Genomic DNA, 18,197 nt, shown 5'->3' with positions numbered 1-18,197 from the left:
TGCAGGGACGAAACATGCGTTTTGTGATTTTTCTTGCCGCCCTCTGGGCCGGGTCGGCTGCTGCGGAAACCGGCCCCCGCATCCAGCTTCTGGGCGATTCGATGATGGCCACCCACGTGCTCACCGGCCGCGCGGTGCCCAACTGGGTGGAGCGCAGATTGGGCGAGGACGTCGATAACAACGCGCTCACCGGCGCGATGATGCGCGGGATCAGCCGGCAATACGAGCCCGGTGCCCACGACTGGGTGGTGCTCAATGGCGGTGGCAACGATCTGTGGCTCGGCTGCGGCTGCGATGGATGCGGCGAGCGGATGTCGCGCGTGATCACGCCCGAGGGCGATGCGGGGATCCTGCCGGAGCTCGTGGCCCGCATAAGGGACGATGGCGCGCGCGTGCTGTATGTGGGCTACCTGCGCTCGCCGGGCTTCGGCTCGCCCATCGAGCATTGCCGGGATGAGGGCGATGAGATGGAGCGCCGCGTGGAGCTCATGGCGCGCGGCATGGACGGGGTTTGGCTCCTGTCGAACCGGACGCTCGTGCCCTCGGGCGACCGGAGCTTTCACGCATTGGACCGCATTCACCCCTCGGTCAAGGGATCAAGGGCCATCGCGGAGCGGATCGTGAGCGTGATCGAGCAGGTCGAGGCGCGCTGATCGATGAGGCTGGCGCCGACGGGAGCGGGTCGCCGTGGCCCCTCGCGAACGGGGGCGCGAAAGGCGGCGTGACCGCAGCGCCGGGGAGCGAGAGCACGCGATGATCGTCCTCTTCAACAAGCCCATGAACGTGCTGAGCCAGTTCACCGACGAGGGCCGCTGGCCCGGTCTCGCGCGCTTCATCGACCAGCCGGGCGTGTACGCCGCGGGGCGGCTCGACCGGGACAGCGAGGGGCTCCTCGTGCTCACCGATGACGGGCGGCTGCAGGCGCGCGTCGCGTCGCCGAAGTTCAAGCTTCCCAAGACCTACCTCGTGCAGGTGGAGGGGGTGCCGGACGACGCTGCGCTGGCCGCTCTGCGCAAGGGCGTGACACTCAAGGACGGGGCCACCCGCCCGGCCAAGGCCGATCCAATCGCGCCCCCCGCGCTTTGGCCCCGCGACCCGCCCGTGCGGGTGCGGAAGTCCGTGCCTGACAGCTGGCTCCGGCTCACGATCCGGGAGGGCAAAAACCGGCAGGTGCGGCGCATGACGGCAGCGGTTGGGCATCCGACGCTGCGTCTGGTGCGGGTGGCTATTGGGCCCTGGCGGATCGGCGCGTTACAACCCGGGGAGTGGATCACGACGACGGAGCGCCCCTGATGCCGATCAAGCTGGAGACCGAGGACGGCATCGCCACAGTCACGCTGTCACGTCCGGAAAAAAAGAACGCCATGAGCCTCGAGCTGCTGGAGGCCCTCGTGTCGACCTGCGCGGCGCTCGAGGCGCAGCCGGGGCTCCGGGCCGTGATCCTCACGGGCGCGGGCGGCGTCTTCTCGGCGGGGATCGACTTGGCCGTCATGGGGCAGATGGCAGCCGATCCGGCGAAGCTCTCGCAGATGCTGGCCACGCGGGACGCGGAGGGGGCCAATGCCTTCCAGGCTCCCATGCTCTGCTGGACGCGGCTTCCCGTGCCGGTGATCGCCGCGGTCGAGGGGCTCTGCTTCGGCGCGGGGCTCCAGCTCGCGCTCGGCGCCGACATTCGCATCGTGCACCCGGACACGCGGCTCTCGATCATGGAGGCGAAATGGGGCCTCGTCCCCGACATGGGGATCACGGCAACGCTGCCCCGGCTCCTGCGCGCCGACGCGGCCAAGGTGCTGATGATGACGGGGCGTGTGATGTCCGGCCGGGAGGCGGAGCGCCACGGGCTCGTCACCGAGCTGAGCGAGGCGCCACGCGCGCGGGCAGAGGCACTGGCAGCAGAGATCGCAGCGCGGTCGCCCGACGCGGTCGCGGCCTCGAAGCGTCTCGTCGAGGAGGCCTGGACCGGCGGGCCCGAGGCCCTCGCCCTCGAGGCCCAGCTTCAGGGCGCGCTCATCGGGACGCCGAACCAGATGGAGGCCGTGGCCGCCAATATCCAGAAAAGGCCGCCGCGCTTTGGCTGAGCTCGAAAGCGTGGAGGTGCGAAGCCGCGCCGATCTCCGGGCCTGGCTCGCGGATCATCACGCGCGCGGGGACGGCGTCTGGCTCGTCTTTTGGAAGAAGCACACCGACCATTATACGCCCATCGGCGATCTCATCTCCGAGCTCCTGTGCTGGGGCTGGGTGGACGCCGTCACACGCGGCGTCGACGTCGACCGCTCGTCGGTGCGCGTGGCCCCGAGGCGCGCCACGAGCGCGTGGTCGGCGGTGAACAAGGCGAAGGTGGAGGAGGCGCGCGCGGCGGGGCTCATGACCCCGGCGGGAGAGGCCGCGATCGCGCGGGCGCAAGAGAACGGCATGTGGAGTTTTCTCGATGATGTGGAGCGCCTTGAGGTGCCCACCGATCTGGCCGAAGCGCTCGACGCAGCCGGAACCGCGCGCGCGGTGTGGGAGGCCTATCCCCGCAGCGTGAAACGCGGGATGCTCGAATTCATCAAGACCGCCAAGAAGCCCGAGACGCGGGCCAATCGGATCGCCGCGCTCGCGGAGGATGCGGCAGCGGGCCTCCGACCTCGCAATTTTCGCTGATCCCGCGGCGGAGCGCAAAAAGTCTTCGAAGACTTTTTCCAAGACTTTTCCCAAAAGTCTTTGGACCCTATGGCGCCAACGGACCCGCTGTCAGAAGCTCTTTCGGGCCTTGAGCGCCGCGGAGATGGTGCCGTCATCGAGATAGTCGAGTTCGCCGCCCACGGGCACCCCCTGCGCGAGGCTCGTGACCGTGACGCCGGGCAGCTCGCTTGCGATGTAATGCGCAGTCGTCTGGCCGTCGACCGTGGCGGGGAGCGCGAGGATCACCTCGGTCACCGCCTCCTCCGGGATACGCGCCATGAGGCGCGGGATGCGCAGCTCCTCGGGGCCCACCGCGTCGAGCGCCGAGAGCGTCCCGCCGAGGACATGGTAGCGCCCGCGAAACACGCCCGCGCGCTCCATCGCCCAGAGATCGGCCACGTCCTCGACCACGCAGATCTCTCCGGTGGCGCGCTTGGGCGAGGTGCAGATGGCGCAGCGGTCGGAGGTGGTGATGTTGCCGCAATTCAGGCATTCCCGCGCGCTCCGCGCCACATCCGCCATGGCCTCCGCGAGGGGCCCGAGGAGCTGCCCGCGCTTCTTCACGAGATGGAGCGCCGCGCGCCGCGCAGAGCGGGGCCCGAGGCCCGGCAAGCGGGCCATCAGCTCGATGAGCGTCTCGAGGGAGGAGATATCGTCGGCCATTAGGTGCCGCTCCGTCCGACCTCAGAAGGGCAGCTTCATGTCCGCCGGCAGGCCCATCTCCTGGGTGAGCTTCGACATCTCGTCCTGGCTCTTCTGCTGGGCCTTGGCCTGCGCCTCCTTGATGGCGGCGAGGATGAGGTCTTCGACCACTTCCTTTTCGTTGGGATCGAAGATCGAGGGGTCGATATCGAGGCCCGTGAGCTCGCCCTTGGCCGTGGCCGTGGCCTTCACGAGGCCCGCGCCGCTTTCACCCACGACCGTGAGCGTGGCGAGGCTCTCCTGGAGCTCGGCCATCTTCGACTGCATCTCCTGCGCCTTCTTCATCATCCCGGCCATGTCGCCGAGGCCGCCTAGTCCCTTGAGCATGTGAGGTCTCCTTTTGGCTTAGATGCGGCCATGGGCGCGGCAATGCAACCAATGGCTCGGATTGTGGCGGCGGGAGCGACGGGCCGCCATGGCGCGCATCCCGCTGTATCCGGGGTCACGGGACGGCGCGGCTAGTCCTCGTCGAACGGGTCCCATTCGTCTTCAACGGCCTGCAACGCCTCGCCTTCGGCTTCCGCGGCGATGGCCTCGGGCGTGCGGATGTCGATGATCTTTGCGCCGGGAAAGGCCTCGAAAACGGCCTGGACCATGGGATGGGCACGGGCCGCGTCCTCGAGACGGATCCGCTCGGCGTTCAGTGTCTCCTTGAGCGTAGGAGCCGCGCCGCCATCCTCCACGATCACCGCCCAGCGATTGCCCGTCCAGCTCTGGAGCCGGGCGCCAAGGCGCTGTGCGAGGTCCGGCGTCGCCTCCTCCGAGGGGGTGAAGGTGATGCGGCCGGGGGCGTAGGAGACGAGGCGAATGCCCGCCTCCACGTCCACGAGGAGCTTGCCGTCGCGGTGGGTGCGAATGAGTTCGACCACGTCTTCGAAGCGCGCGTACCGTTCGAGGCCCGGTGCCGGGGCCGCCGCGAGCGCCGTCGCCGCGCCCGAGGGCTGCGCCACGGCGCGCGGGGCATCGGCGCGTGGTGTATCGGCAGGCATGCCGTGTCCCGGGCCTGGCCCGGAACCTCCGTCATGAGGCCCAGCGGGCGCGGAAGGCATCGGTGGCGGTGCGGGAGTGTCCTTGAGCTTCCGCACCAGGTCGTCCGGCGCGGGCAGCTCGGCCACGTGGGTCAGACGGATGATCGCCATCTCCGCAGCCATCATGGCATTGGGGCTGCGCCCCACCTCGTCGAGCGCCGTGAGCAGCATCTGCCATTGCCGCGTGAGCACGCGCATGGGCAGCGCCTCGGCCATGGCCTGCCCCCGCGCGCGCTCGTCGGGGCCGATGGTCGGGTCCTCGGCGGCGTCTGGCGTGATCTTCACCACGCTGATCCAGTGCGTGATCTCGGCCAGATCGCGCAGGACGGCCATGGGATCTGCCCCGTCGGCGTATTGGCCCGAGAGCTCGGCGAGCGCGCCCGCGGCATCGCCTTTCATGATCATGTCGAAGAGATCGAGCACCCTTCCCCGGTCCGCGAGGCCGAGCATCGCGCGGACCTGCTCGGCGGTCGTCTCGCCGGCGCCGTGGGAGATCGCCTGATCGAGGAGCGACTGCGCGTCCCGCGCGGAGCCCTCGGCGGCGCGGGTGATAAGCGCCAGCGCATCCTCGGCGATCTGGGCGCCCTCGGCCTTGGCGATGCGGGCAAGCATCGAGACCATGTCTTCGGGCTCGATGCGGCGCAGGTCAAAGCGCTGGCAGCGCGACAGCACCGTAACCGGGACCTTCCTGATCTCGGTCGTGGCGAAGATGAACTTCACGTGGGCGGGGGGCTCTTCCAGCGTCTTCAGGAGCGCGTTGAACGCGCCCGTCGACAGCATGTGCACCTCGTCGATGATGTAGACCTTGTAGCGCGCTGAGGCGGCCCGGTAATGCACGCTGTCGATGATCTCGCGGATATTGGCCACGCCGGTATTGGAGGCCGCGTCCATCTCGAGGACGTCGACATGCCGCCCTTCCATGATCGCCGTGCAGTGCTCGCACGCCCCGCAGGGCTCCGTTGTGGGCCCGCCGTTCCCGTCGGGCCCGATGCAGTTCATGCCCTTGGCGATGATCCGCGCGGTGGTGGTTTTGCCCGTGCCCCGAATGCCTGTCATGATGAAGGCCTGCGCGATCCGGTCGGCCTCGAAGGCGTTCTTCAGCGTGCGCACCATCGCGTCCTGCCCCACGAGGTCGGCGAAGGTTTCGGGCCGGTACTTCCGGGCGAGCACCTGGTAGGCTTGTTCGGTCATGGGGGTTCCTCTGGCAGCGGGGCCAGACTAATCGCGCCGTTGTGGAGCGTCCAGCGATCGGCTACCTTTTCGGGCAAGGCCCCTGGGCAGGCCGCCGGTCCGTGGAAAGCTCGCGCCGCCCGATACGACGGAAGATACATAGCGGATGGACCCGCGCTCCTTCAGTGAACGGACCTTGGAGCGGATTGCGGAGGACACCCGATGAACGATCTGTCGCTCGATGGCCTGAAACGTGAGGCCAAGCTCTTACACAAATCCTACGACGCCAATGACCGGCAGGCCCGGCTTCAGGTGGCGCAATGGCTGGGGCAGAAATCCCCGCTGAAGCACGCGGATTTTCTCCACGCCGTGGCGCTCGAGCGCGGCTTTGAGAGCTGGCCGAAGCTGAAGGTGGCTGTTGAGGCCCGTGGCCTGGGGCGCGCTGCAGCGCAGGAGCGGCTCAAGCGCGCGCTCTTTTTCGGGCAGAAAGGCTGGATCGAGCGGCTCCTGGCGGATGCGCCCGACCTCGTGGAGGGGCATTTCGCGCTGGCCTGCGCGACCTACGATCTCGACGCGGTGGAGCGCGCGCTCGGCGAGGATGCGAGCCTCGCCGTGGCGCAGCACGGGCCGCGGCGCGCCATGTGTCACCTGTGCTTTTCGCAGTGGGGGCGGCTTGGCTTCGGCGACCCGGCGGACGCCGTTCGCGTGGCGCAGATGCTCGTGGCGGCGGACGCGGATGTGAATGACGCGTTCACGGCGGGCGGCGACGAACCCTACACCCTGCCCGCGCTCTACGGCGCGATCGATCACGCCAGAAACCTCGATCTCGCGCGGTGGCTCCTCGAGCACGGCGCCGATCCGAACGACAACGAATCGCTCTACCACGCCACAGAGCAGCGCGATCTCGCGGCGCTCGAACTGCTGCTCGCCTTTGGCGCGCGGCCCGAGGGCACCAACGCGCCCTACCGGGCGATGGATTTTGACGATGTGCGGGCCGTCGAGCTGCTGCTCGATAGCGGCTGGGACGTCAACGAAGGCATTTCTCACCATCCGAGCGGCCCCGCGGCGGTGGGACTGTCGGCACTGCACCACGCGGCCCAGCGGCTCTGTGGTGCCCCGATGTTCGAGCTCCTCGTGGCGCGCGGGGCCGATCTCGACGCGCGGCGCAACGGGCTTGGGGCCTACGCGGTGGCGCGGCTTTACGGCAACGAGGCGGGCGCGGAGGCGCTGGCCCGGCTCGGCGCGCCCACGGACATGCCCGAGATGCTCGAGCGGCTCCTGACGGGCGACGGGCCCATCGACCCCGCGCGCCTGCCCGACGAGGCGCGGAGCCTTGCCGCCGACCTCGCGGGCTTCACCGACCAGCTCCCGAGGCTCAAGGCATTCTTCGCGGCGGGGCTCGAATGGGACCGGCCCGACCGGATGGGCATGACCCCCGTCCAAGGCGCGGGCTGGTGGGGGCTGCCGGAGAACATGGCCTTTTTCCTCGAGATGAAGCCGGATCTGAGCCACATCAACGGCTATGGCGGGACGCTCCTGTCGACGATCATCCATGGCTCGGAGAACGCGCCGCAGGTGGACAATCAGGACCACGTGGCCTGCCTCGAGATGGCGCTCCGGGCGGGCGTGGCGTTGCCCGAACCGGCGATCCGACATGCGGGGCGTGACGATGTTCTGGCCTGCCTTGAGGCCTGGGCCGAGGCGCATCCCGGGCAGGTCGTGGCCCACGGGATCGCCTGAGCGCTAGCGCGCGGGCTGCAGCATCCGACCCAAGTTGCGGCCCGCGACCACGTGCACATGGAGATGCGGCACTTCCTGGATCGCGTCCTCGCCGGCATTTGACAGAAGCCGGTAGCCAGCGCCGCCCGATCCGGGCTCGACGCCCAGCGCCTCGGTCACTGCCCGGATAGTGCGGGTGAAGTCTATGATTTCCGCGTCGGAGGCTTCGGCGGCAAAGTGATCGTAATTCACGTAGCCCCCCTTGGGGATGACGAGCACGTGCTCCGGCGCCAGCGGATTGATGTCGCGGAAGGCGAGCGAGTGATCGGTCTCAAGCACCGTGGTATTCGGGATCTCACCCCGCAGGATCTTGGCGAAGATATTCTCGGGGTCGTAGGCGTAGGGCATGAGTATCGTCTCCTTCCGGGGCACCTTTCCCCAGGGTGGGACGGGCCACAACGCCTTTCTGAGCGGCGCAGGGCCCCTCGCACGCCTCTATTCGGCCGCGGGTCCTCCGGAGCGCCTCAGCCCGACGTCTTGCTCTTGTCCTGCGCGGCCTTGGCGGCCATGAGCCCTGCGGCCGTCACGCCGGCACCAATGAGCGCGCCGTTGATGAACGCGCCGGTCACCACCTGCCCGGCCAGACCGAGCATCTTGAGCTTCACCATCGTCTTTAAAACCATCCTGTCCTCCATGGAGTGCTACGGACACCGACATAGCGGGCACTCCGGCGGGACCAGCGCTCAATCCACGAAGAGGTAATCCGTCGCAGCCACCGCGCCCGCCTTGTCGGGCGGCAGATCGAGGAACGCGCCGAGCGGAACGGCCATCTGCTCCGGCGTCTCGCCCTCGCTGATGCGGTGGTAGTGCTTGAAGCCCGCATCGCGCAGCCGCTCGTGCTCGAAGACCACGTCACGCCGGATCGTGGGCAAAAGCCGCTCGATCGTCTCGGGCGGAGAACGGTCCCCCGCGAGGCCCACGCGGGCGGCATGGCCGAGCAGGTATTCGTCAGTGAAGACGCAGGCGACCTCGAGGATCTTCGTCTTCGAGCGGTCATGCTCGAAATCCATCATCAGATCGAAGCTCGACGGATCGAGGCAGATGAGCAGCCGGTCCGTCTCGTAGTAATCGAAGAGCATCCCCATGAGCGCGCGCCGGTGGCGCGTGCGTTTCTCCAGGGTGGACTGGATCCCGCCGAGGTCGGGCAGGCGCGTGTCCTCCTCGTGGAAGAGGTACTCGATGACGGGCAGGTTCGTCTCCTGCTTGATGCGCGCGATGAGCCGCTTGGCCACGTGCCACTTCTTACAGACGACGATCATGAGCTCCCGGTCGCGCCCGAGGCTCGCGGCCTGCTCCCAGAAGCGCGGCGCGAAGCGTCGTCCCTCGCGGCCCCGCCCGGTGAGGAACTCGAAGAGCTGCTTGCCCTCGTTGGAGATGTCAAAGCGCACGCCCTTGGCCGCGTAGAGCCGCCCCAGCCGCGTCTTGAGCTCCTTGGCATGGGGGCTGATCTTGCGCGCGAAGAGCGCGTCCTGGCTCAGAAGCAGGTCGTACTGATCGTTGTAGAAGGTCAGCGGCATCCCGTAATCGGTGAACATCTTGAACGTGGGCGAGCGCTCCTCGATCTCCGCGCTGGGCACGAGATGGCGCACCAGCGTCTGGAAGAAGGTCTCGTCGGGGATCCACGTGGTGGCAAAGAAGCGCATCACGTCCCGGCGCGTCTTCGCGAAGTCGAGAACCTTCTCCACCGTGGTCCGCCGCAAGCACCACCATTGCGAGCCGATCATCATCTGGATGTCGCTGGGGACCTCCCGCGTCAGCCCCGCCCATTTCTGGAAGTGGTAGGACCAGTAAAAGCGCTTCTTCTGCTGCCGCTCGTTGAAGACATGCCGGTAGATCAGCCGATCTTCCTTCATGCCGGTCTTGATCCAGTCGGAGGTGAAGAAATCGAAGCTCTCGATGTAGTCGACGTCGCGCGCATCGAGGAACGCATGGGCGTATTCAGCGCTTTTCGTGGGCATGCAATCGCCGGAGAGCATGTAGAAGTGCGTGGCCTGCGGGAAGGCGTCCACCGCCGCCTCGAGCGCGTTGAGCGATGCGCGCACGAGCGACCATTCTCCCCACCCGCATTTCACGCGGCGCTTGGCGAATGTCACCCGGGGGTTCTCGCCCAGGGCCTCGCGGATCAGAGCACAATCGGCGGTATTCGCGCTCCTGTCGAAATGGATCGACACGGCATCCCCCACCGCCGTCAGGCGGCGCGCCTGCTCGATCACGGACTTCGGGTCCTTATGGCAGAGCAAGATGTAGGCGATCTTTGCCATGGATGGATGGGGCTCCGGTGCTGCCTGTGACCTCTTGTGAGGTTTTAGCCAAAGCTAAGTGAACGACCGTTGAATAAACAGCTTTTGTTTGCGATTCATTGCGTAACAAAAGCCGACGACCTGAGCGAGGCGGAGCATATGGGCTTTCCAGGCACCTGGATGACAGAGAGCGAAAGCGTGGTGTACCGCGTGGTGCCCAAATGCGCCTGCTCGACCATCGGCCAGATCATGTTCTATTCGGATCACGGGACGTTCTTTGACGGCGATATCCACGATGCCACCGCGGGCCTACACAAGTGGGCCATCGAAAAGAGCCAGCCGCTCATCACCGCCAATGTCGAGGGGCACAAAAGCTACGCCTTCACCTGCGTGCGCAATCCCTACACCCGCATCCTGAGCTCATTCTTCGACAAGATCTGCGGCATCCAGAGGAACGGCAAGCGCTACCGGGGCAACCTCGTGCCGCTGCTCATCCAGAAATACGGGATCGAGGTGGGCGCGCCGGAGGACGATTTCGAATTCGACCAGATCAAGAGCTTCCGCCGCTTCCTGCTCTTCGCGCGCGACACGATCCGCTGGCGGCGTCCCATGGAGCCCGACATCCACTGGTCGGCCATGTCCGGCCACATCTCGACATTCATCGTCAATGGCGGGCGCTACGACAAGATTTTCTGGACGGAGCAGTTCAACGACGGGATGCAGGACGTCCTGAAATCGATCAAGACGCCGAAAAAGATCAAGCTCAAGGACGTGCCGCGCTTCAACGAGAGCGAGGGCCACGGCCCCAAGCGCGCCTTCCCGGTGGAAGACTACTTTGATGATCTGTCCATGCATCTCGTCTACGAGATCTACAAAAAGGACTTCGAGCTCTTCCGCTACGATTTCGAGAACCCGGCCAACAAGATGCCCACGGGCGAGATCGATCTCGAAGAAGTCCACGCCAAGCTCGGCGACTGAGCGCCTCGGACGGATTCGGGCGGGCGGGTCGAATTTCGAAGCGCAGCGGAGAAAGAGGTCCGTCCCGCACGGATCACGCCGACTGTCGCGCACGTCCCCGTCTGCCTGCGCTTGTCGTGCCCTGCCCGCCGTTTTATCAAGGGCGCTGCTCACGAAAGGCGCGGCCATGATCGTTCTCCTCCTCGGCTCCGGGCCGAGCGCGCTCTCCGCCCGGGCCTGGCCTCGCACTCCGTGGGAAAGGGTTGTCGCGATCAACAATGCCTGGCGCGTGCGCGCGGATTGGGATGACCTCGTGTTCCCGCGGGACTTCCCCGAGGACAAAAAGCCCGACCAGCCAACAGGCCGCCTGATCGACGAGACCACCTTCGTTCCCGCTCAGAACACCCATGGGGGCTTTCTCTTCGGCGGGGCCACCATGGCCTTCACCGCCACCTACTGGGCGCTCCACGCCTTGCGGCCGCGCATCATCGCCGTGCTGGGCTGCGACATGGTCTATCCCGCCACCGGGCAGACCCATTTCTACGGGCAAGGCCGCCCTGACCCCTTGCGCCGCGACGCCTCGCTGAGGTCGCTCGAGGCCAAGTCGGCCCGCGCACAGTGGCACGCCGCGCGGCAGGGCTGCCGCCTTCTCAACCTGAGTTCGGGCCCGTCTCGCCTCACATACCCGCGCGCCACGCCGGGGGACCTCGACGCCGTCCCGGTCCTCGATGCTTCACCCGCCGCACAGGCCGAGGCCGCGGAGGCGGCGCTCGGCTACGAGACACCCACCGGGTTCTTTGATCACATCACGCCGGATCTGGACGCGCTCGACGCCATCGATGCCCTCTGGCTCCGCACGGTTGGGCACGCCATCGACCGCCCCGCGGCGCGGTCGGCCTGAGCGGAGACCGCGACGGCCCGCGGGGCCGCCATGGCGCGTGTCAGATCCCGTGGGCGACGAAGAGCTGGCGCAGGTCGGCCTCCGGGCGGGGGCCCATATGGCTGATAACCTCGGCGGCGGCCACGCAGCCCATGCGCCCCGCCGCGGCGAGCGACTGGCCCGTCACGAGACCGTTGAGAAAGCCCGCCGCGAACTGATCGCCCGCGCCGGTGGCATCCACCGGCGTTACCGTCTTCACCGGCACATCCACGCGCTCCGCGCCCCGCTGGATCGCCACGCCGCGCCCCGATCGCGTGCAGACCACGAGCTCGCAATCATCCGCGGCCGCCGCGAGGGCCGCATCCACGTCCGTCACCTCGTAGAGCGACAAGAGCTCCGCCTCGTTGCCGATGACGTAGTCGAGCGCGCCCGCCACGAGGGTCCGGAAATCCGCGCGGTGACGCTCGACGCAGAACGGATCCGAGAGCGTGATGCCGGCCTTGCCCCCGGCCCCCCGGGTCCGCTCGGCCGCCGCGTAGAACGCGGCCTTCCCGGGATCCTTGTCGAAGAGGTAGCCCTCGAAGAAGAGGTAGGCGCAATCCTCGAAGACGCCGTCGGGCAGGTGCTCGGGCCCCACCTCCGCTGAGATCCCGAGATAGGTATTCATGGAGCGCTCGCCGTCCGGCGACACGAAGATCATCGAATGCGAGGTGGGCAGTCCCGCGCCCGCCACCGGCGCATTTGGAAAATCCGTGCCCTGCTCGGCCATGGCCGTGGCGTAGGTCCGGCCGAGGCTGTCATCGGCCACGCGGCCCACGAAGGCGGTCTTCAACCCAAGCGATCCGAGCCCCGCGATGGTATTGGCCACAGAGCCCCCGGGCGTCTCGGTGCGCTCGCCCATGGCGGCATAGAGCACCTGCGCCCGCGCCTGCTCGACAAGTTGCATGATCCCTTTCTCGATGCCCATGTGATCGAGGAAGGCGTCGGAGGCCGGGGCGATCACGTCGGAGACGGCATTGCCCATCCCCACCACGTCATAGGTCTTCGTCACGCACAGCTCTCCTTGCAGCCCACCAGATCCGAGATCACGCAATCCTCGCAGCGAGGTTTGCGCGCGGTGCAGATATACCGGCCATGGAGGATAAGCCAGTGATGGGCGTGGCGCTGGAAGTCGACTGGAACGTTGTCCTCGATGGCGCGCTCCACGGCCACGACATCCTTGCCCGGCGCAATGCCCGTGCGATTGCCCACGCGGAAGATATGCGTGTCCACCGCCTGCGCGGGGTGGCCCCACCACATGTTGAGCACCACGTTGGCGGTCTTGCGCCCCACGCCGGGCAGGCTCTCGAGCGCCGCGCGGCTGTTGGGGACCTCGCCGCCATACTCCTCCACGAGGATCCGGGAGAGCTTGATGACGTTCTTGGCCTTGTTGCGGAAAAGACCGATCGTCTTGATGTGCTCGATGACGCCCTCTTCCCCCAGCGCGAGCATCTTTTCGGGCGTGTCGGCGACCTTGAAGAGCGTGGCTGTGGCCTTGTTGACGCCCTTGTCGGTGGCCTGCGCCGAAAGCGCGACGGCAACGACGAGCGTGAATGCGTTCACATGGTCGAGCTCGCCGCGCGGCTCGGGCTCGGCGGCCGCGAAGCGCGCAAAGATCGCGCGCATGACGGGATAGCTCAGTTGTTTTGCGGGCTTGGCCATGGCCGTGTCACCTAGCGCGCCGTTGCCGGGCGCGCCAGATCAGAAGGCGAAGCTGCGGATCACCTGCACGGAAAGGCCGAAGGCATCCTCTTCCTCGACGATGGGGCTGTCGGCGGCATCGCCTACGAACCGGTCCCACGTGGCCGTGCCGCGCAGGGCCCAGTCGGAATTGAAATCGTAGGTGATCGCGGCCTCGATGCCCGCGCTCACAAGCCCGCTGTCGGGCTCGAACTCCGTGAAGGCGGAAGCCGCTTCTTCCGCCGCCGTCACGCCAAAGTAGGTCTGCGCGTAGTCCTCCGAGCCCCAAAGAGCACGGGGGCCCACCGTGAGGGTCACGTCGTTGGCCGGGCGCAGGATCGCGTCCGCGCCCACTTCCGCCACGAGGCTTTCATGGCCCACGACGCCGTAGCGCAGGTCCGCAAAGGCCTGGAACGCTTCGCCGCGGAAGCCCACACCGCCGCCGAGCTCCACGCTCAGATCGATGTCTTCGAGCCCCGTGAGTTCGGAATTGTCGTCGGCGCTGCGCTCCCCGATGAAGCGGAAGGACCCGCGCGGAAAGAAACCGAAGGTCTCCACATTCGGGTCCTGGTTCCCGAATTCCAGCGTCCCGAGACGCAGGTATTGCGGGCTGAAGGAGCCCGTGGGCCCCACGCTGTAATCCTCGGAGCCGAAGTAATCCTGCTGCACCTGCGCGCCGACCCCCAAGGAGAAGGCGAGCGACGTCTCCGCTTGCGCACTCGCAGCGCAGAGGGCTCCGGCCCCCATGGCAAAGAGAAACGTCTTGGCAGTCATTCGCGGCGCTCCAGGTCGGCGTAGTGAAATCCATACATAGGTTCTTGCCAAAGAAAACCACATCTTATGCACGTTCTCGTGCTTGGCCGCCCACTGAGGCTCAAAGGACATGATCCTAGCGAAAATGCGGCGCTCTTCCGCCGAGGCGGATGCCGCGCCGCAGCGCTTGGCCCTTCCGCGGGGGCCGGACTACGCCCAGGGGGCTCGCGCACCTCATTGTGTGGCCCCATTCCGCGCCCACGCCGTTTCGTCAAGAATCGGGTCGCAGGCGCGCTGCGCAAGTCTTAGCGTCCTAGGCCATGACAGATGCGAGCCCCACCATGGACCACAGCTATCACTACCACATCATCGGTCGCGCAATCTCGGCCATCGATGCTGCCGATGCCCCGATCAAGCTCGAGGCGCTGGCCCGCGAGGCCGGGCTCTCGCCCGAGCACTTCCAGCGCACGTTCACCGCCTGGGCCGGCGTCTCGCCCAAGCGCTTCCAGCAATACCTGACGCTGGGCCACGCCAAATCGCTTCTGAAAGAACGGTTCACCACGCTTGAGACGGCCCATGCCGTGGGGCTCTCGGGGACGTCCCGGCTCCACGATCTATTCCTGCGTTGGGAGGCGATGAGCCCCGGCGACTTCGCCCGCGGGGGCGCCGCACAGGTCATTTCCTATGGCTGGTTCGACACGCCCTTCGGCGACGCGCTGGCCATGGGGACGGAGCGCGGCCTCTGCGGTCTCGCTTTCGCGGAGGAATGCGGGCGCGCGGAGGCCATGGCCGACATGCGGAGCCGCTGGCCCGAGGCGCGCTATATTGAGGCGCCGGATGTTCTCGCGGCCGACATTGCCGCGGCCTTCGGGACGGGCGCCGCCGGGGCCGGGCGCGAGGCGCGTCTTCTCCTCGTGGGGCGCCCGCTTCAGATCAAGGTCTGGGAAGCGCTCATGCGCATCCCCTCCGGACAGGTCACGACCTACAGCGAGATCGCGCAGGCCGTGGGCGCGCCCAAGGCCACCCGCGCCGTGGGCACCGCCGTGGGGCGCAATCCGATCAGCTACCTCATCCCCTGCCACCGGGCGCTGCGCAAATCCGGCGGGCTGGGCGGATATCATTGGGGTCTGCCGGTGAAGCGCACGATTCTCGCCTACGAGGCGGCAAGGTCCGAGGCGCAGGAAACCGCCGCCTGATCGTGCTCCGACGGGCTAAGAGGAGCTTGTTATTGCATAACGCGGGCTCTCCTCCACATAACGGGGCGAGTCAGGCCCCGGCCTCGGCACGCATTTGTCCATCAAAGAGACCCTCCATGCCAAAAGCACCCATGTTCATCGCCGCCCTTTCGCTCACTGCGCTGGCGGCCTGCACAGACCCGGCCACCTTCGACCCCGCCGCCCCCGATCAGAACCGCACGCAGCAGGGCGCGCTCGCCGGCGCCGTGACCGGCGCCATCCTCGGCGCGGCGACCTCCGACAACGAGGCGCGCGGCGCGATCATCGGGGCCGCCGTTGGCGCGGGCGCGGGCGCTGTCATCGGCCAGCAGGTGGACAGACAGGAGGCCGCTCTCAGGCAGCAGCTCTCCGGTCAGGTCGTGGTGATCCGCCAGGGCAACCAGCTCATCGTGCGCATGCCCCAGGACATTCTCTTCGACAGCGGCAGCGCCACGCTGCGCCCGGATCTGCAGGGAGACATCCGCAGCCTCGCGGCCAACCTCCAGCGCTTCCCCGACAGCACCGTGACCGTCATCGGCCACACCGACAGCGACGGCACCGCCGAGTTCAACCAGGCCCTTTCGGAGCGCCGCGCGGCCTCCGTGGCCGGTATCCTCCAGCAGAACGGCGTGGCGGGCTTCCGGATCAACTCGCTGGGTCGCGGCGAAAGCCAGCCCATCGCCGACAACCTCACGCCCGAGGGCAAGCGGCAGAACCGCCGGGTCGATATCGTCATCAACCCGACCGCGTGAACTTGCACGCTCCGGCGCCGCGTCCGATACTCGGCGCCGGAGTGACGCCATGCCTTTCGAAAAGATCCAGTCCGAGCGCCTGAGCGCCGCCGTTGTCACGCAGATCGAGCTCTTGATCCTGCGCGGCATCCTGCGGCCGGGAGAGCGGCTTCCGGCGGAGCGCGACCTTGCCGACAGGCTGGGGGTTTCGCGGCCGTCGCTCCGGGAGGCCATCGCGAGCCTCGCGGAGGACGGGCTCGTGGAGAGCCGCGCGGGGGCCGGGGTCTTTGTCGCCGACGTCCTCACGCCCGCTTTCTCTCCCGCCCTCGTGCGCCTCTTCGAGCGCCACGACGAGGCTGTCTTCGACTACCTGTCCTTCCGCCGTGATCTCGAGGGGCTGGCTGCCGAACGCGCGGCCCGCCGCGCCTCGGAAACGGACCTCGCCGTGATCGCGGAGGTCATGGACAAGATGGAAGTCGCGCACAAGAAGCGCAGCGGCGCGGACGAGGCGGCGCTCGATGCCGAGTTCCACCTCGCGATCATCGAGGCTTCGCACAACACCGTCATGCTGCACATGATGCGCTCCATGTTCGGGCTGCTCCGCGAAGGGGTGTTTTACAACCGGAAGATCATGTTCGCCCAGCGCACCACGCGCACGAAGCTTCTCACCCAGCACCGCGCCATCAACGCGGCACTGCAGGAGCGTGATGCAGCCCGGGCGCGGAAAGCGGTCGAAGACCACCTCGCCTATGTCGAAAGCTGCCTGCGCGATCACCGGCTGGCACTCCGCCACGAGACCATCGCGCGCCAGCGGCTCGAGCACGAAAAGACGCGCTGACGCCCCCCGCACAAAAGAAAGGCCCTCCCCCGCGGCGCGAGGAAGGGCCTTTTGAATTCATGCTCAGCGCGCTCAGTGGAGCTTCGCCTCCACCTCCGCGATGCCTGCGTCGATGAACTTGTTGGCCTCGGCGGCAGAGAGCCCCTTGGCCATGATGTCGCCCGCGGCAGCGACGGCGACAGCGATGGCGCGGTCCCGGACCTCTTTCACGGCTGCGGCCTCGGCAGAGGCGATCTGCTCTTCAGCGGCGGCGAGGCGCCGCTCCACGGAACGCGAGATGTCGGCCTTGGCCTGCTCTGCGGCCGCTTCGGCCTCCTCGCGCGCATTGGCGACGATGTCATCGGCCTGGTTCTGCACATCTTTCTGCTTGCGCTCATAGGATGCGAGCAGCGCCTGCGCCTCCTCGCGGAGCGCGCGGGCCTCGTCGAGCTCGGACTTGATGCCCGCGGCGCGGTCATCGAGCATCTTCATCAGGAGCTTCGGCACGCCGAAGTAGACGAGAACGCCGATAAAGACGAAGAACGAGATCGCGACGACGAAGTCACTGTTCCCGAGAGACCAGAACCGGGCGGTGAAGGGGTTCTTCTCCGAATAGGCGAGGGCCGGGCTCGCAGCGACCATGGCGGCGAGGATCAGAAGCTTGCGCATGGCTTTATCCTTTCATCCGGTCGTCGATAGCAGCGCTCACGGCCTTCTCGTCGGCCTTGCCGCCCAGGGCCGAGACGATCTCGCCCGCGGTGTCGCGTGCAACCTCGGCGATGCTCTCAACGGCGCTTTCACGGATGGCGGCGATGGCCTTCTCGCTTTCCGCCGTGCGGGCCGCGATCTCGGCATCGGCCTTCTCGAGCTCCTTATCGAGCTGCGCCTGAATGTCTGCCTTGGTCTTGGCGGCGATCTTCTGCGCTTCCGAGCGCGCATCGGCGAGGGCCTTGTTGTAGGCCTCTTCGGCGTCGGCGGCGCGGGATTTCAACTCCTCCGCCGCGGCGATGTCGTTGGTGATCGTCCCGGCACGTTCGGCCAAGACGCCCCCGATCCGCGGCAACGCCACGCGCGCCAGGATGAAGTAGATCACGACGAGCGTCACCACGAGCCAAAGGATCTGGTTCGGGAACGTCGAGAAATCGAGTTGCGGCATGCCCGGGCTGCTTGCTGCGCCCTCTGCCGCGGTGGCTTCGTCAGCCATGCTGTCCTCCTAGCAGGATGAGGTCACCCCGACACCCTACATCGAGGGGCCGGGGCAGCTCAAAGGACGGAGTATCAGACGGCGAACATCAGGAGCAGAGCGACGAGGAACGAGAAGATCCCGAGCGCTTCTGCGAATGCGATGCCGATGAAGAGCGTTGCGGTCTGGCCGCCGGCGGCGGACGGGTTGCGCAGGGCGCCGGCGAGGAAGTTGCCGGCCACGTGGCCCACACCGATGGCAGCTGCGCCCGAGCCGATGGCTGCGAGGCCTGCGCCGATGAATTGACCCATTTGTGCGATATCGCCTTCCATGTCCTTATCTCCTTGAGCTTGGAAGTCC

The 18,197-nt window shown here is 67.3% G+C and carries 22 protein-coding genes; 10 read left to right on the top strand and 12 right to left on the bottom strand.

Annotated elements, in window-relative coordinates; genetic code table 11:
- Positions 1-14: 14 nt before the first annotated feature.
- The 4 genes from AAFM92_15720 (at position 15) to AAFM92_15705 (ending at position 2,643) form a co-directional block, all read left to right on the top strand.
- A complete protein-coding gene (locus tag AAFM92_15720) occupies positions 15-653 on the top strand; it encodes an SGNH/GDSL hydrolase family protein (protein ID MEL7301826.1) in 639 nt (212 codons plus the stop codon).
- Between the two features lie 100 nt (positions 654-753).
- Positions 754-1,293, top strand: coding sequence for a pseudouridine synthase (locus tag AAFM92_15715; protein MEL7301825.1), 540 nt, complete (start codon positions 754-756; stop codon positions 1,291-1,293).
- A complete protein-coding gene (locus AAFM92_15710; protein MEL7301824.1) occupies positions 1,293-2,078 on the top strand; it encodes a crotonase/enoyl-CoA hydratase family protein in 786 nt (261 codons plus the stop codon). Before AAFM92_15715 ends, AAFM92_15710 begins: the two co-directional genes overlap by 1 nt.
- Positions 2,071-2,643, top strand: coding sequence for a YdeI/OmpD-associated family protein (locus tag AAFM92_15705; GenBank protein MEL7301823.1), 573 nt, complete (start codon positions 2,071-2,073; stop codon positions 2,641-2,643). The genes AAFM92_15710 and AAFM92_15705 overlap by 8 nt, the downstream gene beginning before the upstream one ends.
- 90 nt (positions 2,644-2,733) lie before the next feature.
- On the opposite strand, the gene recR is transcribed toward AAFM92_15705, so the two are convergent.
- The 3 genes from recR to AAFM92_15690 all read right to left on the bottom strand — a co-directional run bounded on the left by recR (position 2,734) and on the right by AAFM92_15690 (position 5,585).
- A complete protein-coding gene (recR, locus tag AAFM92_15700) occupies positions 2,734-3,327 on the bottom strand; it encodes a recombination mediator RecR (protein ID MEL7301822.1) in 594 nt (197 codons plus the stop codon).
- 21 nt (positions 3,328-3,348) lie between these two features.
- On the bottom strand, positions 3,349-3,693 hold the full coding sequence (locus AAFM92_15695; GenBank protein MEL7301821.1) for a YbaB/EbfC family nucleoid-associated protein: 345 nt from the start codon (positions 3,691-3,693) through the stop codon (positions 3,349-3,351).
- Between the two features lie 131 nt (positions 3,694-3,824).
- Positions 3,825-5,585, bottom strand: coding sequence for a DNA polymerase III subunit gamma/tau (locus AAFM92_15690; GenBank protein ID MEL7301820.1), 1,761 nt, complete (start codon positions 5,583-5,585; stop codon positions 3,825-3,827).
- Between the two features lie 201 nt (positions 5,586-5,786).
- Between AAFM92_15690 and AAFM92_15685 the strand changes: the two genes are divergently transcribed.
- Positions 5,787-7,304: a hypothetical protein gene (locus tag AAFM92_15685; GenBank protein MEL7301819.1), complete on the top strand. Its 1,518-nt coding sequence runs from the start codon at positions 5,787-5,789 to the stop codon at positions 7,302-7,304.
- Positions 7,305-7,307: 3 nt separating this feature from the next.
- Here AAFM92_15685 and AAFM92_15680 read toward each other — a convergent pair whose 3' ends face one another.
- From AAFM92_15680 to AAFM92_15670, 3 genes are all read right to left on the bottom strand, one after another.
- A complete protein-coding gene (locus AAFM92_15680) occupies positions 7,308-7,691 on the bottom strand; it encodes an HIT domain-containing protein (GenBank protein MEL7301818.1) in 384 nt (127 codons plus the stop codon).
- A gap of 116 nt (positions 7,692-7,807) precedes the next feature.
- A complete protein-coding gene (locus AAFM92_15675) occupies positions 7,808-7,966 on the bottom strand; it encodes a hypothetical protein (GenBank protein MEL7301817.1) in 159 nt (52 codons plus the stop codon).
- Between the two features lie 60 nt (positions 7,967-8,026).
- Positions 8,027-9,604 (bottom strand): DUF5928 domain-containing protein, encoded by a 1,578-nt coding sequence (locus AAFM92_15670; GenBank protein ID MEL7301816.1) that lies wholly within the window; start codon positions 9,602-9,604, stop codon positions 8,027-8,029.
- Positions 9,605-9,742: 138 nt separating this feature from the next.
- On the opposite strand from AAFM92_15670, the gene AAFM92_15665 reads away from it, so the two are divergent.
- Together AAFM92_15665 and AAFM92_15660 are read left to right on the top strand one after the other, a co-directional pair.
- Complete coding sequence (locus AAFM92_15665) at positions 9,743-10,561, top strand: sulfotransferase family protein (protein ID MEL7301815.1); 819 nt, start codon at positions 9,743-9,745, stop codon at positions 10,559-10,561.
- 166 nt (positions 10,562-10,727) lie between these two features.
- On the top strand, positions 10,728-11,441 hold the full coding sequence (locus AAFM92_15660) for a hypothetical protein (protein ID MEL7301814.1): 714 nt from the start codon (positions 10,728-10,730) through the stop codon (positions 11,439-11,441).
- Between the two features lie 40 nt (positions 11,442-11,481).
- On the opposite strand, the gene AAFM92_15655 is transcribed toward AAFM92_15660, so the two are convergent.
- The 3 genes from AAFM92_15655 to AAFM92_15645 are packed head-to-tail and all read right to left on the bottom strand — an operon-like array spanning position 11,482 to position 13,913.
- Positions 11,482-12,444, bottom strand: coding sequence for an adenosine kinase (locus AAFM92_15655; protein ID MEL7301813.1), 963 nt, complete (start codon positions 12,442-12,444; stop codon positions 11,482-11,484).
- A gap of 23 nt (positions 12,445-12,467) precedes the next feature.
- Entirely contained in the window at positions 12,468-13,121 is a 654-nt protein-coding gene (nth, locus tag AAFM92_15650) for an endonuclease III (protein MEL7301812.1), read from the bottom strand.
- Positions 13,122-13,160: 39 nt separating this feature from the next.
- Positions 13,161-13,913, bottom strand: coding sequence for a MipA/OmpV family protein (locus AAFM92_15645; GenBank protein ID MEL7301811.1), 753 nt, complete (start codon positions 13,911-13,913; stop codon positions 13,161-13,163).
- A 299-nt stretch (positions 13,914-14,212) separates the two neighbouring features.
- On the opposite strand from AAFM92_15645, the gene AAFM92_15640 reads away from it, so the two are divergent.
- The 3 genes from AAFM92_15640 to AAFM92_15630 all read left to right on the top strand — a co-directional run bounded on the left by AAFM92_15640 (position 14,213) and on the right by AAFM92_15630 (position 16,675).
- Positions 14,213-15,088 carry a bifunctional helix-turn-helix domain-containing protein/methylated-DNA--[protein]-cysteine S-methyltransferase gene (locus tag AAFM92_15640; protein ID MEL7301810.1) on the top strand — a complete coding sequence of 292 codons (876 nt, stop codon included), beginning with the start codon at positions 14,213-14,215 and terminating at the stop codon, positions 15,086-15,088.
- A gap of 116 nt (positions 15,089-15,204) precedes the next feature.
- Positions 15,205-15,858: an OmpA family protein gene (locus tag AAFM92_15635; protein ID MEL7301809.1), complete on the top strand. Its 654-nt coding sequence runs from the start codon at positions 15,205-15,207 to the stop codon at positions 15,856-15,858.
- A 49-nt stretch (positions 15,859-15,907) separates the two neighbouring features.
- Entirely contained in the window at positions 15,908-16,675 is a 768-nt protein-coding gene (locus AAFM92_15630) for an FCD domain-containing protein (protein MEL7301808.1), read from the top strand.
- 72 nt (positions 16,676-16,747) lie between these two features.
- Here the strand turns inward: AAFM92_15630 and AAFM92_15625 are convergent, their stop codons facing one another.
- From AAFM92_15625 to AAFM92_15615, 3 genes are all read right to left on the bottom strand, one after another.
- A complete protein-coding gene (locus AAFM92_15625; protein ID MEL7301807.1) occupies positions 16,748-17,323 on the bottom strand; it encodes a F0F1 ATP synthase subunit B in 576 nt (191 codons plus the stop codon).
- A gap of 4 nt (positions 17,324-17,327) precedes the next feature.
- On the bottom strand, positions 17,328-17,858 hold the full coding sequence (locus AAFM92_15620) for a F0F1 ATP synthase subunit B' (GenBank protein MEL7301806.1): 531 nt from the start codon (positions 17,856-17,858) through the stop codon (positions 17,328-17,330).
- 74 nt (positions 17,859-17,932) lie between these two features.
- The gene (locus AAFM92_15615) at positions 17,933-18,169 is read right to left on the bottom strand and encodes a F0F1 ATP synthase subunit C (protein ID MEL7301805.1); all 237 of its coding nucleotides are present in this window, start codon (positions 18,167-18,169) and stop codon (positions 17,933-17,935) included.
- Positions 18,170-18,197 lie beyond the last annotated feature (28 nt).

Source organism: Pseudomonadota bacterium (assembly GCA_038533575.1).
GTDB lineage: Bacteria > Pseudomonadota > Alphaproteobacteria > Rhodobacterales > Rhodobacteraceae > Shimia_B.
Note: the sequence above shows the minus strand (reverse complement) of the source record. Positions and strands in the feature narration are given on the sequence as shown.

Bases quoted from the DNA above. Each gene is read 5' to 3' on its own strand.
- AAFM92_15675 (MEL7301817.1), bottom strand. From the start codon at position 7,966: ATGGTTTTAAAGACGATGGTGAAGCTCAAGATGCTCGGTCTGGCCGGG.
- AAFM92_15715 (MEL7301825.1), top strand. From the start codon at position 754: ATGATCGTCCTCTTCAACAAGCCCATGAACGTGCTGAGCCAGTTCACC.
- AAFM92_15685 (MEL7301819.1), top strand. From the start codon at position 5,787: ATGAACGATCTGTCGCTCGATGGCCTGAAACGTGAGGCCAAGCTCTTA.
- AAFM92_15670 (MEL7301816.1), bottom strand. From the start codon at position 9,604: ATGGCAAAGATCGCCTACATCTTGCTCTGCCATAAGGACCCGAAGTCC.
- AAFM92_15690 (MEL7301820.1), bottom strand. From the start codon at position 5,585: ATGACCGAACAAGCCTACCAGGTGCTCGCCCGGAAGTACCGGCCCGAA.
- AAFM92_15680 (MEL7301818.1), bottom strand. From the start codon at position 7,691: ATGCCCTACGCCTACGACCCCGAGAATATCTTCGCCAAGATCCTGCGG.
- AAFM92_15620 (MEL7301806.1), bottom strand. From the start codon at position 17,858: ATGGCTGACGAAGCCACCGCGGCAGAGGGCGCAGCAAGCAGCCCGGGC.
- recR (MEL7301822.1), bottom strand. From the start codon at position 3,327: ATGGCCGACGATATCTCCTCCCTCGAGACGCTCATCGAGCTGATGGCC.
- AAFM92_15710 (MEL7301824.1), top strand. From the start codon at position 1,293: ATGCCGATCAAGCTGGAGACCGAGGACGGCATCGCCACAGTCACGCTG.
- nth (MEL7301812.1), bottom strand. From the start codon at position 13,121: ATGGCCAAGCCCGCAAAACAACTGAGCTATCCCGTCATGCGCGCGATC.
- AAFM92_15645 (MEL7301811.1), bottom strand. From the start codon at position 13,913: ATGACTGCCAAGACGTTTCTCTTTGCCATGGGGGCCGGAGCCCTCTGC.
- AAFM92_15635 (MEL7301809.1), top strand. From the start codon at position 15,205: ATGCCAAAAGCACCCATGTTCATCGCCGCCCTTTCGCTCACTGCGCTG.
- AAFM92_15615 (MEL7301805.1), bottom strand. From the start codon at position 18,169: ATGGAAGGCGATATCGCACAAATGGGTCAATTCATCGGCGCAGGCCTC.
- AAFM92_15630 (MEL7301808.1), top strand. From the start codon at position 15,908: ATGCCTTTCGAAAAGATCCAGTCCGAGCGCCTGAGCGCCGCCGTTGTC.
- AAFM92_15665 (MEL7301815.1), top strand. From the start codon at position 9,743: ATGGGCTTTCCAGGCACCTGGATGACAGAGAGCGAAAGCGTGGTGTAC.
- AAFM92_15625 (MEL7301807.1), bottom strand. From the start codon at position 17,323: ATGCGCAAGCTTCTGATCCTCGCCGCCATGGTCGCTGCGAGCCCGGCC.
- AAFM92_15660 (MEL7301814.1), top strand. From the start codon at position 10,728: ATGATCGTTCTCCTCCTCGGCTCCGGGCCGAGCGCGCTCTCCGCCCGG.
- AAFM92_15640 (MEL7301810.1), top strand. From the start codon at position 14,213: ATGACAGATGCGAGCCCCACCATGGACCACAGCTATCACTACCACATC.
- AAFM92_15655 (MEL7301813.1), bottom strand. From the start codon at position 12,444: ATGGGCAATGCCGTCTCCGACGTGATCGCCCCGGCCTCCGACGCCTTC.
- AAFM92_15720 (MEL7301826.1), top strand. From the start codon at position 15: ATGCGTTTTGTGATTTTTCTTGCCGCCCTCTGGGCCGGGTCGGCTGCT.
- AAFM92_15695 (MEL7301821.1), bottom strand. From the start codon at position 3,693: ATGCTCAAGGGACTAGGCGGCCTCGGCGACATGGCCGGGATGATGAAG.